The sequence below is a fragment of the Hafnia alvei genome, from assembly GCF_964063325.1.
GTDB lineage: Bacteria > Pseudomonadota > Gammaproteobacteria > Enterobacterales > Enterobacteriaceae > Hafnia > Hafnia alvei_B.
This window is the reverse complement of the sequence record NZ_OZ061315.1, coordinates 500137-516819: the sequence shown is the minus strand read 5'-3', so window position 1 is coordinate 516819 and position 16683 is coordinate 500137. Positions and strand designations below refer to the sequence as shown.

The following is a 16683-nucleotide window of genomic DNA, read 5'->3' as shown; positions in this document are numbered from 1 at the left end:
TAAATGACTGGGGTGAGCGAGGAAGGCCAACAAAGATGCCACTTGAAGTATGACGGGTATAAAGAATTAATCCGAGAAACGTTCGTAAAAAGAAAGGAAGAGTTATGCGCCTGATTACCAAATTGTTGATAACCGGGTTACTGATGTTATCCCTTCCACTTAGTGCGAACGCCGCACTGAATGAGCAACAGCTCGCCCAAGAACTCAAACAAGCCGAATCCAATAAAAATACCCCCAATCAGGCTGAACTGGTTGAGGCGCTTCAGAGCGCAATTAACTGGCTTAATGAGAGTAAAGCGTCTGCTCAACGTACTCAGCAATATCAGAAATCCATCAGCGATTTCCCCAAACTCACGCGAGAACTCCGCCAACAGCTCAGCGATGAAAGCACCCCACCGCTGCCCGCGGCATCGATACCTGCTAGCGACGCAGAACAACAAATTCTGCAAATTAGCAGCCAGCTGCTGGAAGTTTCACGTCAGTTACAGCAAGAACTCGACCGCTCGCGTGTTATCAGTGATTCGCTGAGTCAGGTTCCCCTCAAACAGGCTACCGCCCGCAAGGACTTAACGGAGGCCGAACGCCGCCTGCAAAATCTGGTTGTCACCAGCTCCCCGTTAGCGCAGGCGCAATCAAACCAGCTACAGGCCGAGGTCGCGGCACGTAAAGCGTTGGTCGACGAACTCGAGCTGGAACAGCTTTCTGCTAATAACCGTCAGGAATTGGCGCGTCTACAGGCAGATGTACTGCGCAAACGCCATGAGCGCCTCGATCTTCAGTTACAAGATTTGCGTAACTCGCTGAATATTCAACGTCAGCGTGAAGCCGAACAGGCCTTAGAACGAACTCAACAATTAGTTGAACAAAGCGGGGATTTACCCAAATCAATTTCCGAACAGCTAAAAATCAATCAGGAACTATCCCGCGCATTGAATGAGCAAGCGGCGCGTATGGATGATATTGCCAATCAACAGCGAACCGCCGCGGCGCAAACTATTCAGGTGCGTCAGGCTCTAAGCACCATTCGTGAACAAGCCCAGTGGCTAGGAGTTTCCACCGCGTTGGGGGAAACGCTACGTGCGCAGGTTGCGCGTTTGCCTGATATGCCTAAACCGCAGCAGCTCGATGGGGATATGGCCAAACTGCGTGTTCAACGTCTATCTTTTGAAAACCTGCTCAACAAAATTGAACCGGCCGCCGACTATAAACAAAACGATGGTAAGCCCTTAACAGCTTCACAGCAGCGTTTGTTACAGCCGCAGCTTAAAACACAGCGCGAGCTACTGAACACGCTGCTTTCCGGCTGTGATTCGCAAATCCTAGAATTAACCAAGCTCAAAGTCGCCAACACCCAGCTTATTGATGCGCTGACCGAGATTAAAGACGCCACCCACCGTTATCTTTTCTGGGCGGCAGACGTCGATCCTCTAGGCGTGAGTGCACCGTTAGACGTTATACAGAGCCTCAACCGCCTGCTGTCATTGGATACGCTTTCTCAGCTTAGCCAAGCGTTTCTCATGATGCTAACCACGAAAGAAACGCTGTTACCACTGTTTGGTGCCCTGTTACTGGTTGGCTTTAGTTTTTATTCTCGCCGCCATTATCAGGCCTTTATGGAGCGTGCCAGCAGTAAGGTCGGTAAAGTGACCCAAGACCATATTTCGCTCACGCTGCGCACGGTGTTCTGGTCAATTCTCGTGGCGTTGCCGCTGCCGGTGCTGTGGGCGGCGTTAGGTTATGGATTACAAAATGCATGGCCTTACCCGATGGCCGTTGCCATCGGTGATGGCGTAACGGCTGCGCTACCGGTGCTGTGGGCATTTATGATCAGCGCCGCATTTGCCCATCCAAACGGACTGTTCATTGCGCATTTCCGTTGGGAAGAACAACCGGTTAAGCGCGCGATGCGTTACTACCTCATGTCGATTTGGCTGATCGTGCCGCTGCTAATGGCGCTTGTCACCTTCGATAATCTAGACGATCGTGCGTTTGCAGGATCGCTGGGGCGCGCCTGTTTCATCATGCTTTGTGTAGCGCTCAGCCTGCTAACCACCAGCCTGAAACGTGCAGGCATCCCGCTTTACCTCAACAAGCAGGGCGACGGCGAAAATCTGATTAACCATGCGCTGTGGTGGATTTTGCTGTGTGCACCGCTGGTAGCCGCTTTCGCTTCTCTGCTGGGCTACTTCAATACGGCGCAAATTTTATTAGCCCGTCTAGAAAGCTCGGTGGCCATCTGGTTCATCTTGTTAGTGGTGTATTACATCATCCGCCGTTGGATGTTGATTCAGCGCCGCCGTATCGCCTTTGAGCGAGCCAAACAGCGCCGTGCAGAACGCTTAGAGAAGCGAACCAAGGGTGAAGAAGACTCAACTCCGCACAGCGTCGAAGGGAGTCAAGACATTGAAGAGCCAGTGGTCGATCTCGACGCTATCAGTGCTCAATCGCTTCGGTTGGTTCGTTCGATTCTTACCATGATTGCGCTGGTATCGCTTATTTGGCTGTGGTCTGAATTACATTCAGCTTTTGCGTTTTTAGAGAACATTCGTCTGTGGGATGTGACCAGCTCATCGCAGGGAGTTGAAAGCCTGCAGCCTATTACGCTCGGCGCGGTGCTGATCGCGATATTAGTCATGATCGTCACGGTGCAGCTAGTCAAAAACCTGCCAGCGCTGCTGGAACTTGGATTGCTGCAACACCTTGATTTAACGCCAGGCACCGGATACGCCATTACCACCATCACCAAATATCTGTTGTTGCTGATAGGCGGTCTAATTGGCTTCTCAATGTTGGGTATTGAATGGGCGAAATTACAATGGTTGGTCGCCGCTCTGACCCTCGGTTTGGGCTTCGGTTTACAGGAGATCGTTGCTAACTTTGCCTCAGGTCTGATCATCTTGTTTGAAAAACCGATCCGCATCGGCGATACCGTGACAATCCGCGATCTCACCGGATCCGTGACCAAAATCAATACGCGCGCAACCACGATTTCAGACTGGGACCGCAAAGAGATCATTGTGCCCAACAAGGCCTTTATTACTGAGCAATTTATCAACTGGTCGTTAAGCGATGCCGTCACCCGTGTTGTGCTTACCGTTCCTGCCGAGGCAACAGCAAGCAGCCAAGAAGTAACAGACGTTCTGCTTGAAGCGGCATCCAAATGCTCGCTGGTGTTAGAAACGCCCGCTCCAGAGGCATATCTGGTGGATATACAGCAAGGGATCCAGATTTTCGAGCTGCGTATTTACGCTGCTGAAATGGCGCATCGTATGCCGCTGCGACACGAGATCCATCAGTTGATCTTGGCTGGCTTCCAGCAGCACGATCTGAAACTGCCGTTCCCACCGTTCCAAGTGAGCACCGATACATTGCGGCAGGCGCGAGGAAGTATAAGAAGGACGTTTACGACTGGGGGGCTATAGTTTTTATGGCTTGCACAGTGAAAAACTCCATCAGCCGTGTATGAAATGGCGGTGTAAGGTTTCGTTCGCCTATCCGCTGCTGTATTCATATACAAACTGCGTAGTAGGCGACCGATGAGGGGCGCCAGCGCGCGCCCCTTCAATCCTCGCGCTTTTTATCCGAGACGCCATCTCCGCTCCGGTTTGGTATCGCCCATCCCGGGCGCCCCAAACTCCACCGGTACATCCCTGTACCGGCGGCTCTCTCTACCAAGACTTAAACGATTAAAAGATAAGAAAGAAGAGATAATAAAATCTTTGTCTTTTTTATGTTTAAAAAATGCGATTTAGAGCCGCCAGCAGGGATGCTGGTGGCAGGTTGAGGGCGCACAGGACGTGCGCTCCGAGACCGGTCGGCCAAACGACTCGGTAAAAAGCGCGAGAGTGAAGAGGTTGCGCGCTGGCAACCTCTTCTCGGACGCCTACGCCAGCGGTTTCATAGAAACACAAATGCTCACGGGCGGACGAAATTTTTCACCGCTCTCACATAAAAGATTCTAGATGCAAGGCGGCGTTGCTTGAACCGCCTCACTCGGACGCCTACGCCAGCAGCTTCATAGAAACACAAATGCTCACGGGCGGACGAAACCTTTCACCGCTCTCACATAAAAGATTCTAAATGCAAGGCAGCGTGGCTTGAGCCAAAATTACCTACGCCCTATCCACCGGAAACGCAATCACTTCACTTAACCGTTCTGCTTTAAGCGCCAGCATAATCAATCGATCAACGCCAAGTGCGACACCCGAGCAATCCGGCAAACCGTGCTCTAGTGCCGCCAGCAGATTCTCATCCAGTGGATGCTCTGGCAAACCCATTGCAGCGCGTTTACGGTTATCTTGTTCAAAGCGCATACGCTGCTCGCGTGCATCCGTTAACTCATGGAAACCATTCGCCAGTTCGATGCCTTTGTAATAGACCTCAAAACGCTCTGCCACACGGTGATCTTCGGTGCTGATTTGTGCTAAAGAAGCCTGCGAGGCAGGGAAATGATACACAAACGTTGGCTTATCACGGCCAATATTCGGCTCCACGCCAAAGGTAAACAGCAGCTGTAGCAGCGTATCGCGATCTTCTTCTTGATCGGCCACGTTGCTCAGATCGAGCTTCGCCGCAACTTCACGCAGCTGTACTTTATCGGCAGAAAGCGGATCCATATCCAAATGACGAATAAACGCCTGCTGATAGGACAGCGTTTCGGCGCTGTCGCATTCCAATACCTGTTGCAGAAGATCGTCGACTTCATTCATTAAACGGTACATGTCGTAGTGTGGGCGATACCACTCCAGCATGCTGAATTCAGGATTATGATGTCGACCTGACTCTTCATTGCGGAAGCTTTTTCCGAGCTGATAGATAGGACCACTGCCTGCAGCTAACAGGCGCTTCATGTGGTATTCCGGGCTGGTCATCATGTATAGCGTCATGCCCTGCGCCGCACCAGGGCCCACAAAGTGGGTTTGGAATGGCACAAGATGAATGTCCGTTACCGTGGCCTGACTCATCGCAGGCGTGTCGACTTCAAGAACACCGCGGTCCGAGAAAAATCGGCGAATGGTGGACACGATTGTCGCGCGCTTCAACAAATTGGCGATAGGGGCACTTGGCTGCCAGCTTGCCGTTTCGCTCATGATAATTACTCCGCTATAAAACAGGATGTGCAGTCTACCCGCATCATCGCAGGCAGACAAACCATTGGCGCTCACTGAGTGAGCTAATAACCACTAGGCAAAACTATTGGCTGCTCTATATTCTTTAAAAAGAACATAAAATAAATAAAAACCACGAGAACAGGCAAAAATAGCGCTGATATCACATTTTTGTACTACGGTTATTAGGAAAAACAGCAAAACAATCGATCACATCAAGTTTCTACTACTTCGTTTTAGGTATAATTTCATCACTTGAACTTATAAATCCTAGCCATTCCCGATGCGTACTAAAAGAGAGCAACTGTTTGAATATCTGCTACTACTTCTCTTTAGTGCGACATTTGGAATGGTTATTCATTTTAATTGATATTGACAATTGATCACCCGGAGGAATGCAGTGCAAACCTTTAACGCAGACCTTGCCATCGTCGGGGCAGGGGGTGCTGGTTTACGTGCAGCAATTGCAGCAGCGGAAGCCAACCCTCAACTGAAGATCGCGCTTATCTCTAAAGTATATCCAATGCGTAGCCACACCGTGGCCGCAGAAGGCGGATCAGCGGCCGTTACTCAGGCTCACGACTCATACGACTACCATTTCAACGATACCGTTGCTGGTGGTGACTGGCTTTGTGAACAGGATGTGGTGGATCATTTCGTCCATAACTGTCCTCGCGAAATGGCTCAGCTTGAGCAATGGGGTTGCCCTTGGAGCCGTAAACCTGACGGTTCCGTTAACGTTCGCCGTTTTGGCGGGATGAAGATTGAGCGTACATGGTTCGCCGCGGATAAAACCGGCTTCCATATGCTGCACACTCTTTTCCAAACTTCCTTAAAATATCCACAGATTCAGCGCTTTGATGAGCACTTCGTTCTCGACATTCTGGTCGACGAAGGCAAAGCACGCGGCCTTGTTGCCATGAATATGATGGAAGGTACTCTGGTTCAGATCCGTGCAAACGCCGTGGTTATGGCAACAGGCGGTGCAGGCCGTGTGTATCGCTACAACACCAATGGCGGCATCGTGACCGGCGACGGTATGGGCATGGCGTTAGATCACGGTATTCCTTTACGCGATATGGAATTTGTTCAGTATCACCCAACCGGCCTGCCGGGTTCAGGGATCCTGATGACTGAAGGCTGTCGTGGCGAAGGTGGTATTCTGGTCAACAAAGATGGCTATCGCTATCTGCAAGACTACGGAATGGGCCCTGAAACCCCACTCGGCGAACCAAAAAACAAATACATGGAACTGGGTCCACGCGACAAAGTTTCTCAGGCATTCTGGCACGAGTGGCGCGCAGGTCGCACCATCTCTACTCCGCGCGGCGATGTGGTCTATCTGGACCTGCGTCATCTGGGTGAGAAAAAACTGCTGGAGCGTCTGCCGTTCATCTGTGAGCTGTCTAAAGCTTACGTGGGCGTCGATCCGGTTAAAGAGCCGATCCCAGTTCGTCCAACTGCGCACTACACCATGGGTGGTATTGAAACCAACCAGACCTGCGAAACCCGCATTCAGGGTCTATTCGCCGTGGGTGAATGTTCTTCTGTTGGTCTGCACGGTGCAAACCGTCTGGGTTCTAACTCTCTGGCAGAGCTGGTGGTATTTGGCCGCGTTGCGGGCGAACACGCTGTTCAGCGCTCACAGGAAGCGACTCCGGCTAACGGCAGCGCGCTAGATGCACAGGCAAAAGACGTTGAAGCACGTCTGCACGCGCTGGCTAATCAGGAAGGTACTGAAAGCTGGGCGAAAATCCGTGACGAGATGGGTATGTCAATGGAAGAAGGCTGTGGTATCTACCGTACTACTGACCTGATGCAGAAAACCGTTGATAAATTGGCCGAACTGAAAGAACGTTTCAAACGCGTCAAAATTACCGATAACTCTAGCGTCTTCAATACCGACCTACTGTACACCATCGAATTGGGTCACGGCCTGAACGTGGCTGAATGTATGGCTCATGCGGCAATCAACCGTAAAGAATCCCGTGGCGCGCATCAGCGTCTGGATGAAGGTTGCACCGAGCGTGATGACGTTAACTTCCTGAAGCACACCCTGACATTCAAAAATGCCGATGGTCTCGCCCCGCGCATTGAATACAGCGACGTGAAAATTACCAAACTGCAACCAGCGAAACGTGTATACGGTGCTGAAGCAGAAGCTCAGGATGCAAAGAATAAGGAGCAAGCGAATGGCTGAGATGAAAATCTTAAAAATGGAAGTCATGCGCTATAACCCAGAACAGGATGCCGAGCCGCATTTCGTGACGTATGACGTCCCGTATGACGAAACGACTTCCCTGCTGGATGCGTTAGGCTACATCAAAGATAATCTGGCTGCTGACCTGTCTTACCGCTGGTCTTGCCGTATGGCAATCTGTGGCTCTTGCGGCATGATGGTTGACCGCGTGCCTAAGCTGGCGTGTAAAACCTTCCTGCGTGACTACCCAACCGGTATGCGCGTTGAAGCGTTAGGCAACTTCCCAGTAGAACGCGATCTGGTGGTCGATATGACTCACTTTATCGAAAGTCTGGAAGCCATTAAGCCATACATCATCGGTAACAACCGTAAACCAGAAGACGGCACCAACCTGCAGACCCCAGCTCAGATGGAAAAATACCATCAGTTCTCCGGCTGCATTAACTGTGGTCTGTGCTACGCAGCATGCCCACAGTTTGGTCTGAATCCTGAGTTCATCGGCCCAGCCGCTATCACTCTGGCACACCGTTACAATCTGGATACCCGTGACCACGGGAAGAAAGAGCGTATGCCTGTTCTGAACTCCGATAACGGCGTTTGGACTTGTACCTTCGTCGGTTATTGCTCAGAAGTTTGTCCAAAACACGTCGACCCAGCCGCAGCTATCCAGCAAGGCAAAGTTGAAAGTGCGAAAGACTTCATGATCGCGATGCTGAAACCGCAATAAGGGAGGATGAATCAATGACGACTTCAACTAAACGCAAACCTTATGTGCGTGGCATGCAGGCTAACTGGTGGCAGAAACTCGGTTTCTACAAGTTCTATATGCTGCGTGAGAGCTCTGCTCTGGGCAACGTATGGTTCAGCATCGTGCTGATTTATGGAATTTTCTCCATGAAAGACGGCGCTGCTGGCTGGGAAAGCTTTGTCGCTTTCTTACAGAACCCACTGGTACTGATCCTGAACATCATCTCATTGCTTCTGGCTGCACTTCATACCAAAACCTGGTTTGAGCTTGCTCCAAAAGCGGCCAATATCGTGGTTGGTGACACGAAAATGGGCCCTGGTCCGGTGATCAAAGCCCTTTGGGTGGTGACCATCATTGCGACTGTGGTCATTTTGGCCGTTACCCTGCTATAACCGTAAAGGAGAACATTGTGGATAATAAAGTATACAAACGTTCTGACGAGCCGGTTTTCTGGGGGCTATTTGGTGCAGGCGGCATGTGGGGGGCAATCATTGCGCCCGTCGTAATTCTGATCGTTGGCATCATGCTGCCTCTGGGCTGGTTCCCAGATGCACTGACTTTCGAACGTGCGCTGAGCTTCAGCCAGAGCTTCATTGGCCGTATTTTCTGGCTGCTGATGATCATTCTGCCGCTGTGGTGTGGTCTGCACCGTATGCATCACATGATGCATGACCTGAAAATCCACGTACCTGCGGGTAAGTGGGTATTCTACGGTTTAGCAGCGATTCTAAGCGTGGTTGCGCTGATCGGCGTATTCACGCTGTAATTAGCCATTTCGCTGACTATGAAAGCCTCCTCTTGGGAGGCTTTTTTATTGGTTAGATTTCCACGATCGGGTCTACACTTTAACGGTATCCATTTGAAAAGGAGCCGTTATGCCTGTTTGGTCTCGCATTGCCGCTGTTCTTACAGCACTGCTCTCCGTTGGCTGTAGTACTAAGCCACCGCCTGACGTTACCGTCGTCAGCGACTTTCAATTGCCCCGCTATCTCGGCAACTGGTATGAAATTGCCCGGCTAAATCATCCTTTTGAACAGGGATTAGATCACGTCACGGCGCATTACAGCATGCGTGAAGATGGCGGTGTAAAGGTCGTTAATCGTGGATTTAACGCTGAAAAACACCAATGGAAGGAGAGTATCGGCAAGGCTTATTTCGTTCAGTCACCGAACATTGCTTCGCTCAAGGTTTCTTTCTTCGGCCCATTTTACGGCGGTTACAACGTGATTGAGTTGGATAGCGAATATCGCTATGCGCTAATTTGCGGACCTAATAAGAACTATCTATGGATACTGGCGCGTACGCCTACCCTAGATGACAGCGTGAAGCAAAAGCTACTGGCAACCGCCCAGCGCTATGGATTTAAAACTCAGGATTTAATTTGGGTGAATCAATCACCTATCGATATGAGCCCGCCTCGATAGAGGCGAGCTGTAACGCGAGCGAGGCTAAGATTATTGGCTACTGAATTTCAACCCCAGTATCCCGATAACGATCAGGCACAAGCTGATAATTCTCGGCAAGCTCGCTGATTCCCCCAGCAGCACAATCCCCATAATTGCCGCCCCTACTGCGCCAATTCCCGTCCACACGGCATAAGCGGTGCCTGCCGGTAAAGTTTTCATCGCATGCGCCAGCAGCACCATACTCACTACCATGGCAGCAATAGTAATAATGCTCGGCGTTAAACGAGAAAAACCATGGGTATATTTTAGGCCAATTGCCCAAACAACTTCCAAGAGACCAGCGACCATCAGAATGATCCAAGACATGCGATTTATCCACAACGATGGGGTCGTCCCCGAATTAAGATACGTACACAGGTCGTCCTGCGCAGTTTTTTGAATGGTGAAGCGTGGTTAGAATACGATGATTTTGAGAAAAAGTTAAGAAGAGGAAATATCAGGGCGTAGGCAACAAGACAACGCCCTTGCGTATGACTAATAAAAGCTACTGTGCGGCGCGCTGAATCGCCTGACCACCGGCCTCTACATCTTCACCCGCACCACGAGTGGTATTACAGCCAGCCAGAGCGGCAAGAACTAACAGAGAACATACTAATGCGATGCTTTTCTTAATCATTGCTATCTTCCTTATCTGCGATTTTAAAAGTAATGCCTTCTAAGCGTAGACAAGAAATCAGCAGTAGGCGAAAAAACATCACCGCGCTTAATTAATTAGCTCGCAACCCGTGAAATCGCGCCACCGAGATGCTGCACGTCCTCACCAAATCCGCGGGCGGTGTTGCAACCGCTCAAAGCCGCTAACGCACTCACCATCAATGCCAACACAACGATTTTCTTTATCATATTTATCCGTGTTCCTCATGCGAGCCATTTGGGTAAAAAAAAACCGCGTTATACGCGGCTTTTTTAAAACAAATTAGCTTTCTTCGCAATTACTTAACGCGAGAAACATATTCGCCAGAGCGGGTGTCAACTTTGATCACTTCGCCGATCTGTACGAACAATGGAACTTTAACCACTGCGCCAGTGCTCAGGGTTGCAGGTTTACCGCCGGTACCTGCGGTATCACCTTTCAGACCTGGATCGGTATCAACGATTTCCAGCTCTACGAAGTTTGGAGGAGTAACCTGAATTGGACGGCCGTTCCACAGAGTTACGATACACTCTGCCTGATCCAGCATCCATTTAGCGTTATCGCCGATGGCTTTCTCATCGGCAGCCAGCTGCTCGAAGGTTTCGTTGTTCATGAAATGATAGAACTCACCGTCGTTGTACAGGTAAGTCAGGTTCAAGTCGACAACGTCCGCGCCTTCTGCGGAGTCAGTAGATTTAAAGGTTTTTTCAACACGGGTGCCGGTCAGCAGGCGACGCATTTTAACGCGAGCAAAGGCTTGGCCTTTACCTGGTTTAACGAACTCGCTGCTTTCTACTGCATAAGGCTCGCCCTCGAACATGATTTTAAGACCGGGACGGAAATCGTTGCTAGAATAAGTCGCCATAAAGGCCCTCTGAATTATTTATAACTGGTAGCTTAGCCAAAAAAATGGCACATATTGTAACTCAAAATACGCAGTCTAGAGAAGATTGGCTGCAACAACTTGCCGATGTTATTACTGAACCGGCAGAATTGCTTGAATATTTAGCACTTTCTGACAGCCCTGAATGGCAAAAAGGTCACGATGCGCGGCGTCTTTTCGCCCTGCGCGTTCCTTACGCCTTCGCTCGGCGCATGAAAAAGGGCGATCCGAACGATCCGCTCCTCCTTCAGGTCATGACGTCCGCCAACGAATTTATCGTCACGCCGGGCTATTCGACTGACCCGCTGGAAGAACAAAACGACGCCATCGCCGTGCCAGGACTGCTGCATAAATATATTAACCGAGCGTTGCTGTTGGTCAAAGGTGGCTGTGCGGTTAACTGTCGTTATTGCTTCCGCCGTCACTTTCCCTATCAGGATAATCAGGGAAACAAAGCCAACTGGCGCCAGGCCCTAGAGTATATTCGCCAACAGCCTGAACTGGATGAAATCATTTTCTCCGGCGGCGATCCGTTGATGGCGAAAGATCATGAGTTGGCTTGGTTGCTCGACGAGATAGAAACCATTCCGCATATTAAACGGCTACGCATCCATAGCCGCTTGCCGGTGGTTATCCCTGCTCGAATCACCGAAGCGCTGACCCAACGTTTTTCTCAGTCACGCTTGCAGATTCTACTGGTGACTCACATTAACCATGCCAATGAAATTGACTCAAAGTTTTGCGATGCCATGACACGCCTCAAACGCGCCAGCGTCACGCTTCTCAATCAGGGCGTTTTGCTGCGCGGAGTGAATGATAACGCCGATACGCTGGCTAAGCTGAGTAATGCGCTGTTTGACGCGGGGATTATGCCTTATTACCTGCATGTCCTCGACCGAGTACAAGGTGCGGCGCATTTTATGGTGTCAGATGATGAAGCACGGCTGATCATGCGTGAACTGATGACGAAAGTCTCAGGCTATATGGTGCCGAAACTCACCCGTGAAATCGGCGGTGAGCCAAGTAAAACAACCATTGATTTAGGCTTGCGCCAACGTTGATCTGAAACCTACCCCTGCCCTCCCCAAAAAAGAGGAGGGCAATCTGGGGACAGTGAGATAAGAACGTTACAAAAACAGCTCTAGCAACGAATTCAAAAATAGTTTGCCGTGCTCGGTAATCTGCCAGTACTCATCGGTTTCTACGATATAATTCTGTGCCAGTGCTTCATCAAGCTGAGCACGAATCACCTCTTCGCCAAGACCAGTGTACAGTTGGAACTCTGCACGCGGCGTCGGCTCAAGCAATCTAAAGCGGTTCATAAAGAATTCGAACGGACGATCGTCGTTCTCCACTTCATGCTGTTTATCGAGGTAGCGTCCTTGCATATAACCGCGCGGATGACGTGTTTTCGCCGTGCGTAAAATACGGCCGTCTTCGAATGTCACCTTGCCATGCGCTCCGCAGCCAATCCCCAGATAGTCGCCAAAGCGCCAGTAGTTCAAATTATGCTGGCACTGATAACCCGGCTTGGCGTAGGCCGAAGTTTCGTATTGCTGATACCCTGCCGCGCGTAGCAGCTCATCACCGCGCTGGAAAATGTCCCATAGCGCGTCGTCATCCGGTAATTTCGGCGGACGCGAACCAAACAGCGTGTTTGGCTCAATCGTGAGTTGATACCACGACAGATGCGGCGGATTCAGTTCAATCGCCTGGTGTAAATCATCAAGCGCCTCTTCCAATGACTGGTCTGGTAAACCATGCATCAAATCGAGATTAAAGCTGCGTAGTCCTAAACTCTGTGCCAGATGTGCCGCGCGTTTGGCCTCTTCAGGCCCGTGAATGCGCCCTAACCGCGTTAACTTCTCTGCGCTAAAGCTTTGCACACCAATCGAAATGCGATTGATGCCGGCTCTCTGGTAGGCGCTGAAGCGATCGGCCTCAACGGTGCCGGGATTCGCCTCCATAGTCACTTCCGCATTGGCCGCAACCGGTAAACGCGCACGCACGCCATCCATCAACCGCTGCATACCCTCAGCGCTCAGCAGGCTTGGCGTTCCACCACCGATAAAGATAGTGCCAATTTCGCGCCCTGAGGTTAGCGCCACATCAGCATCTAAATCAGCCAACAAATGGTCGACATATTCCGTTGAAGGAATATCGCCTTTCTGAGCGTGAGAGTTAAAATCGCAGTATGGGCATTTCTGCACACACCACGGGATATGTATATAGAGGCTAAGCGGGGGCAACTTAAGCATTGTGCATTGCTTCCAGCAGCAGCTTCAATGCTTTACCACGATGCGAAACCGCAATTTTCTGCTCTTTACTGAGCTGCGCCGCAGAACAACCTAATTCAGGAACATGGAAAATAGGGTCGTAGCCGAAGCCACCGTCGCCTGATGGCGCAAAACTGATTTCGCCCGCCCAGCTACCGTGGCATACCAGCGGCGTAGGATCTTCAGCATGACGCAAATAAACTAATACGCAGTGGAACCGCGCCTGACGTTGGCCTTCGGGAACATCTTTCAGCGCCACCAGCAGTTTCTCGAGATTCTGGCGATCGCTAGCATCTTCACCCGCATAACGCGCGGAATAGATCCCTGGAGCTCCGCCCAAAGCGTCCACCGCTAAACCGGAATCGTCAGCAATGGCAGGCAACCCCGTGATCTGCGCAGCGTGGCGAGCTTTTAGAATCGCGTTCTCAATAAAAGTCAGGCCCGTTTCTTCAGCAGACTCCACGCCCAATTCAGTTTGCGCCACAACGTCTAACCCAAAGTCTGCCAGCAAACTTGCCAACTCACGCACTTTGCCTACATTTCCCGTCGCTAGTACCACTTTTTGCATGATAAATCCTATATATAGCACCGGCAGGCTAACGCCTGCCGGTAGAAAAACAATTATTCAGGGGAGCACAGTGCAGAGATCACATCAGGAATTTTTTGGGGCTGGTTAATGCGAACCTGCTTATGCCGGCCCAACTCACCTTTCTCAATAACGACCTGACTTTTAGCGACCCGAAACTGTTTGGCGATAAATTTTTGCAGATGGGCATTAGCCTGACCATCCACTGGCGGTGCGGTAATGGCGACTTTAAGTTCTTCACCATGTAGCCCAACAATCTGGTCGCGGCTGGCTTTAGGCTGAATATAAAGGCGTAAAACCAACGCATCATTCTCGAACTTTACTGCGTCTGTACTCATTCCACTCACAGCAAGAACCAGAGTTGCCCCAACAGATCCATGCCGAGGTAATTCAGCATGTACAGCACCAAGATCACAACCATGGCTGAAAAATCTAAGCCGCCCATCGCAGGAATAAAACGACGTATCGGCGACATCAACGGCTCGGTCAGCTGCATCAAAACATAATCCATTGGACTGCGGCCTTGGCTGATCCAGCTCATGATAGAACGGATAATAATCACCCAGAACACCAGATAGCCCGCGGATTTAATAACGGAAATCAGACCAAATAGCAGGTTGTACGGGCTTAGTGAGATCTCTCCGCTTTGGATCAGCAACAACAACGGATATTTAATCGTCATCAGCAAAAATGCCACCAGCAGCGAAGACGAATCAATCGGCCCCAGTGAAGGAATTACGCGACGCAGCGGCCCTACAATTGGCTGAGTCACCTTCACAATAAACTGCGACAGCGGATTATAAAAATCAGTGCGTGCCCATTGCATCCAGATCCGCAGCAATAAAATCATGACGTAAAGGTCAATGACAGTTTTGACCAAGAAAGTCAGTGTTAGCATGAAAAACCCTTTATCCGTTAAATGGTAAGGTAAGTAAGAAAATTAAAATAATCAGCCTATTAACTGATAATTATTATGAAGTTGTACCGTAATCACGGGCGCCAAAAATAGCGGTACCAATACGAACAAGCGTACTACCAGCGGTAATCGCAGCCGCCATATCGTGGGTCATCCCCATCGATAGGGTATCGATATGCGGGTACTGCGTTTTAACAGCCAAAAATGCCTGTTTCATCTGTTCAAACACCGCTTTTTGCTTCGCAGGATCTTCTTCTGGTGCAGGAATGGCCATCAAACCACGTAGACGAAGATTTGGCATTTCAGCAACCTGCGCAGCTAGCGCATCAAGTTCGCTCAGCTCAATACCTGATTTGCTACTTTCGTCACTGATATTAATTTGGATCAGCACATTCAACGGCGCGCATTCCGCTGGGCGCTGCTCGCTTAGACGCTGAGCAATTTTCACACGATCGATGGTATGGATCCAATCAAAATGCTCCGCAACTAAGCGACTTTTATTTGATTGCAGTGGGCCAATGAAGTGCCACTCCAACTCCGCACCGTGAGGTGTCTGTGCAAAATGCTGGATTTTGCTCACCCCTTCCTGCACGTAGTTTTCACCAAAGACTCTTTGCCCAGCGGCCATCGCTTCTTCGATGGCGCTCACAGGCTTAGTTTTACTGACTGCAAGTAACGTAACTTCTTCTGGAGACCTGCCGCAATCCTGAGCCGCAGCGCTGATACGGCTCCTGACGGCCTCTAAATTTTGTTGGATAGTGCTATTCATAATTTTTGGCTCAGGAGGTTAAATGGATTTTTGTGATTTATTGGTTCGTAGTGTAAAGCAAAACGCATCAGATCTGCATCTTTGCGCTGGATATCCACCCGTTCTTCGTATCGACGGTGCGCTGCAGACGGTTGAAGCAGAGCCACTTACGTCCCGCCAGATTGACTCTTGGCTCGCGATGCATCTGCCCACCGAGGCCGATACTTTATGGCGACAGCAACATCAGGTAGATTTCGCCTTAAATCTACATGGGGGCGTCCGGCTCAGAGTCAATGCTTTCCAGCAATTACATGGCCCTTCGTTGGCTCTACGCATTATCCCAAATACGATACCGACGCTGCATGATTTATCGACACCAACGGCGCTGCCTAATCTTCTTGAGGCTGGTTCTGGGCTCATCTTGGTTTGCGGTGCGACCGGCAGCGGCAAATCCACAACGCTTGCCGCTATGCTTAACCATATAAACCACCATCACCCATGGCACATTATTACGCTTGAAGACCCCTTGGAGTTTATTCATATCCCGCAGCAATCGCTGATCCAGCAGCGTGAAATCGGCTCTCATGTTCCGAGCTTCAACCAAGCGCTACGCGCCGCGTTGCGAGAGGATCCCGATGTCATATTGCTGGGTGAATTACGCGATGCAGAATCCATTCGTCTAGCCCTCACGGCAGCAGAAACTGGGCATTTGGTATTAGCGACGCTGCACACGCGAGGTGCCGCACAGGCGGTAGAACGGCTGATTGATGTTTTTCCCACCGAAGAGAAAAATTTTGTACGCACCCAAATTGCAGGCAGCCTGCAAGCGGTGCTGGCACAGCAGCTTTTGCCCAAGCATGACGGGGGAAGAGTTGCAGCGTTTGAATTTCTGCTCAATACCCCTGCCGTCAGTAACTTAATCCGTGAAGATAAAGCGCACCAGATCGCCACCGTCCTACAAACGGGACAGAGACAAGGAATGTTAAGTTTTGAGCAGGACATGGCTCGCTTAAACGCACAGGGAATACTAGGAAGGATAAAAAATGACCATGACCACTAACCTGCTCACTAAGGACAATGTACAATATAGTTGTACATTGTCACTTTCCGGTCAGGAG

Annotated in this window: 18 protein-coding genes; 8 read left to right on the top strand and 10 right to left on the bottom strand. The window is 50.4% G+C overall.

The genetic code is table 11. From position 1 onward, the window contains the following. Positions 1-104 precede the first annotated feature (104 nt). Positions 105-3422, top strand: coding sequence for a miniconductance mechanosensitive channel MscM (mscM, locus tag AB3Y96_RS02415; RefSeq protein ID WP_367298404.1), 3318 nt, complete (start codon positions 105-107; stop codon positions 3420-3422). A 690-nt stretch (positions 3423-4112) separates the two neighbouring features. Here the strand turns inward: mscM and epmA are convergent. Then, positions 4113-5090, bottom strand: coding sequence for an elongation factor P--(R)-beta-lysine ligase (epmA, locus tag AB3Y96_RS02410; protein ID WP_025798737.1), 978 nt, complete (start codon positions 5088-5090; stop codon positions 4113-4115). Positions 5091-5508: 418 nt separating this feature from the next. Here epmA and frdA point away from each other — a divergent pair, with 418 nt between their 5' ends. The 5 genes from frdA (at position 5509) to blc (ending at position 9480) form a co-directional block, all read left to right on the top strand. Continuing rightward, entirely contained in the window at positions 5509-7308 is a 1800-nt protein-coding gene (gene frdA / locus AB3Y96_RS02405) for a fumarate reductase (quinol) flavoprotein subunit (RefSeq protein ID WP_040046330.1), read from the top strand. Continuing rightward, complete coding sequence (locus AB3Y96_RS02400) at positions 7301-8035, top strand: succinate dehydrogenase/fumarate reductase iron-sulfur subunit (RefSeq protein ID WP_025798733.1); 735 nt, start codon at positions 7301-7303, stop codon at positions 8033-8035. The genes frdA and AB3Y96_RS02400 overlap by 8 nt, the downstream gene beginning before the upstream one ends. A 14-nt stretch (positions 8036-8049) precedes the next feature. After that, complete coding sequence (gene frdC, locus AB3Y96_RS02395) at positions 8050-8448, top strand: fumarate reductase subunit FrdC (RefSeq protein ID WP_040046331.1); 399 nt, start codon at positions 8050-8052, stop codon at positions 8446-8448. A 17-nt stretch (positions 8449-8465) separates the two neighbouring features. Beyond that, positions 8466-8822 (top strand): fumarate reductase subunit FrdD, encoded by a 357-nt coding sequence (frdD, locus tag AB3Y96_RS02390; RefSeq protein ID WP_072307833.1) that lies wholly within the window; start codon positions 8466-8468, stop codon positions 8820-8822. 109 nt (positions 8823-8931) lie between these two features. After that, entirely contained in the window at positions 8932-9480 is a 549-nt protein-coding gene (blc, locus tag AB3Y96_RS02385; protein WP_072307834.1) for an outer membrane lipoprotein Blc, read from the top strand. A 30-nt stretch (positions 9481-9510) separates the two neighbouring features. Here blc and sugE read toward each other — a convergent pair whose 3' ends face one another. The 4 genes from sugE to efp all read right to left on the bottom strand — a co-directional run bounded on the left by sugE (position 9511) and on the right by efp (position 11021). Beyond that, the gene (sugE, locus tag AB3Y96_RS02380; protein WP_025798724.1) at positions 9511-9828 is read right to left on the bottom strand and encodes a quaternary ammonium compound efflux SMR transporter SugE; all 318 of its coding nucleotides are present in this window, start codon (positions 9826-9828) and stop codon (positions 9511-9513) included. A gap of 178 nt (positions 9829-10006) precedes the next feature. Continuing rightward, positions 10007-10138, bottom strand: a complete 132-nt coding sequence (locus AB3Y96_RS02375) for an entericidin A/B family lipoprotein (protein ID WP_008814834.1) — start codon at positions 10136-10138, stop codon at positions 10007-10009. 95 nt (positions 10139-10233) lie between these two features. Further along, a complete protein-coding gene (locus AB3Y96_RS02370; RefSeq protein ID WP_025798721.1) occupies positions 10234-10365 on the bottom strand; it encodes an entericidin A/B family lipoprotein in 132 nt (43 codons plus the stop codon). 89 nt (positions 10366-10454) lie between these two features. Continuing rightward, positions 10455-11021: an elongation factor P gene (gene efp, locus AB3Y96_RS02365; protein WP_025798719.1), complete on the bottom strand. Its 567-nt coding sequence runs from the start codon at positions 11019-11021 to the stop codon at positions 10455-10457. Between the two features lie 44 nt (positions 11022-11065). Between efp and epmB the strand changes: the two genes are divergently transcribed. Continuing rightward, complete coding sequence (gene epmB / locus AB3Y96_RS02360; protein ID WP_367298403.1) at positions 11066-12100, top strand: EF-P beta-lysylation protein EpmB; 1035 nt, start codon at positions 11066-11068, stop codon at positions 12098-12100. A gap of 66 nt (positions 12101-12166) precedes the next feature. Here epmB and hemW read toward each other — a convergent pair whose 3' ends face one another. The 5 genes from hemW to AB3Y96_RS02335 all read right to left on the bottom strand — a co-directional run bounded on the left by hemW (position 12167) and on the right by AB3Y96_RS02335 (position 15586). Then, positions 12167-13297, bottom strand: a complete 1131-nt coding sequence (hemW, locus tag AB3Y96_RS02355) for a radical SAM family heme chaperone HemW (protein WP_367298402.1) — start codon at positions 13295-13297, stop codon at positions 12167-12169. Further along, positions 13290-13883, bottom strand: a complete 594-nt coding sequence (gene rdgB / locus AB3Y96_RS02350; RefSeq protein WP_367298401.1) for an RdgB/HAM1 family non-canonical purine NTP pyrophosphatase — start codon at positions 13881-13883, stop codon at positions 13290-13292. The genes hemW and rdgB overlap by 8 nt, the downstream gene beginning before the upstream one ends. A gap of 53 nt (positions 13884-13936) precedes the next feature. Further along, the gene (gene yggU / locus AB3Y96_RS02345) at positions 13937-14239 is read right to left on the bottom strand and encodes a DUF167 family protein YggU (RefSeq protein WP_072307838.1); all 303 of its coding nucleotides are present in this window, start codon (positions 14237-14239) and stop codon (positions 13937-13939) included. A gap of 5 nt (positions 14240-14244) precedes the next feature. Then, positions 14245-14799 carry a YggT family protein gene (locus AB3Y96_RS02340; RefSeq protein ID WP_072307839.1) on the bottom strand — a complete coding sequence of 185 codons (555 nt, stop codon included), beginning with the start codon at positions 14797-14799 and terminating at the stop codon, positions 14245-14247. Between the two features lie 73 nt (positions 14800-14872). Beyond that, a complete protein-coding gene (locus tag AB3Y96_RS02335; RefSeq protein WP_072307840.1) occupies positions 14873-15586 on the bottom strand; it encodes a YggS family pyridoxal phosphate-dependent enzyme in 714 nt (237 codons plus the stop codon). Positions 15587-15608: 22 nt separating this feature from the next. Between AB3Y96_RS02335 and AB3Y96_RS02330 the strand changes: the two genes are divergently transcribed. Further along, positions 15609-16625: a type IV pilus twitching motility protein PilT gene (locus AB3Y96_RS02330; protein ID WP_367298400.1), complete on the top strand. Its 1017-nt coding sequence runs from the start codon at positions 15609-15611 to the stop codon at positions 16623-16625. The last annotated feature ends 58 nt before the right edge of the window (positions 16626-16683 follow it).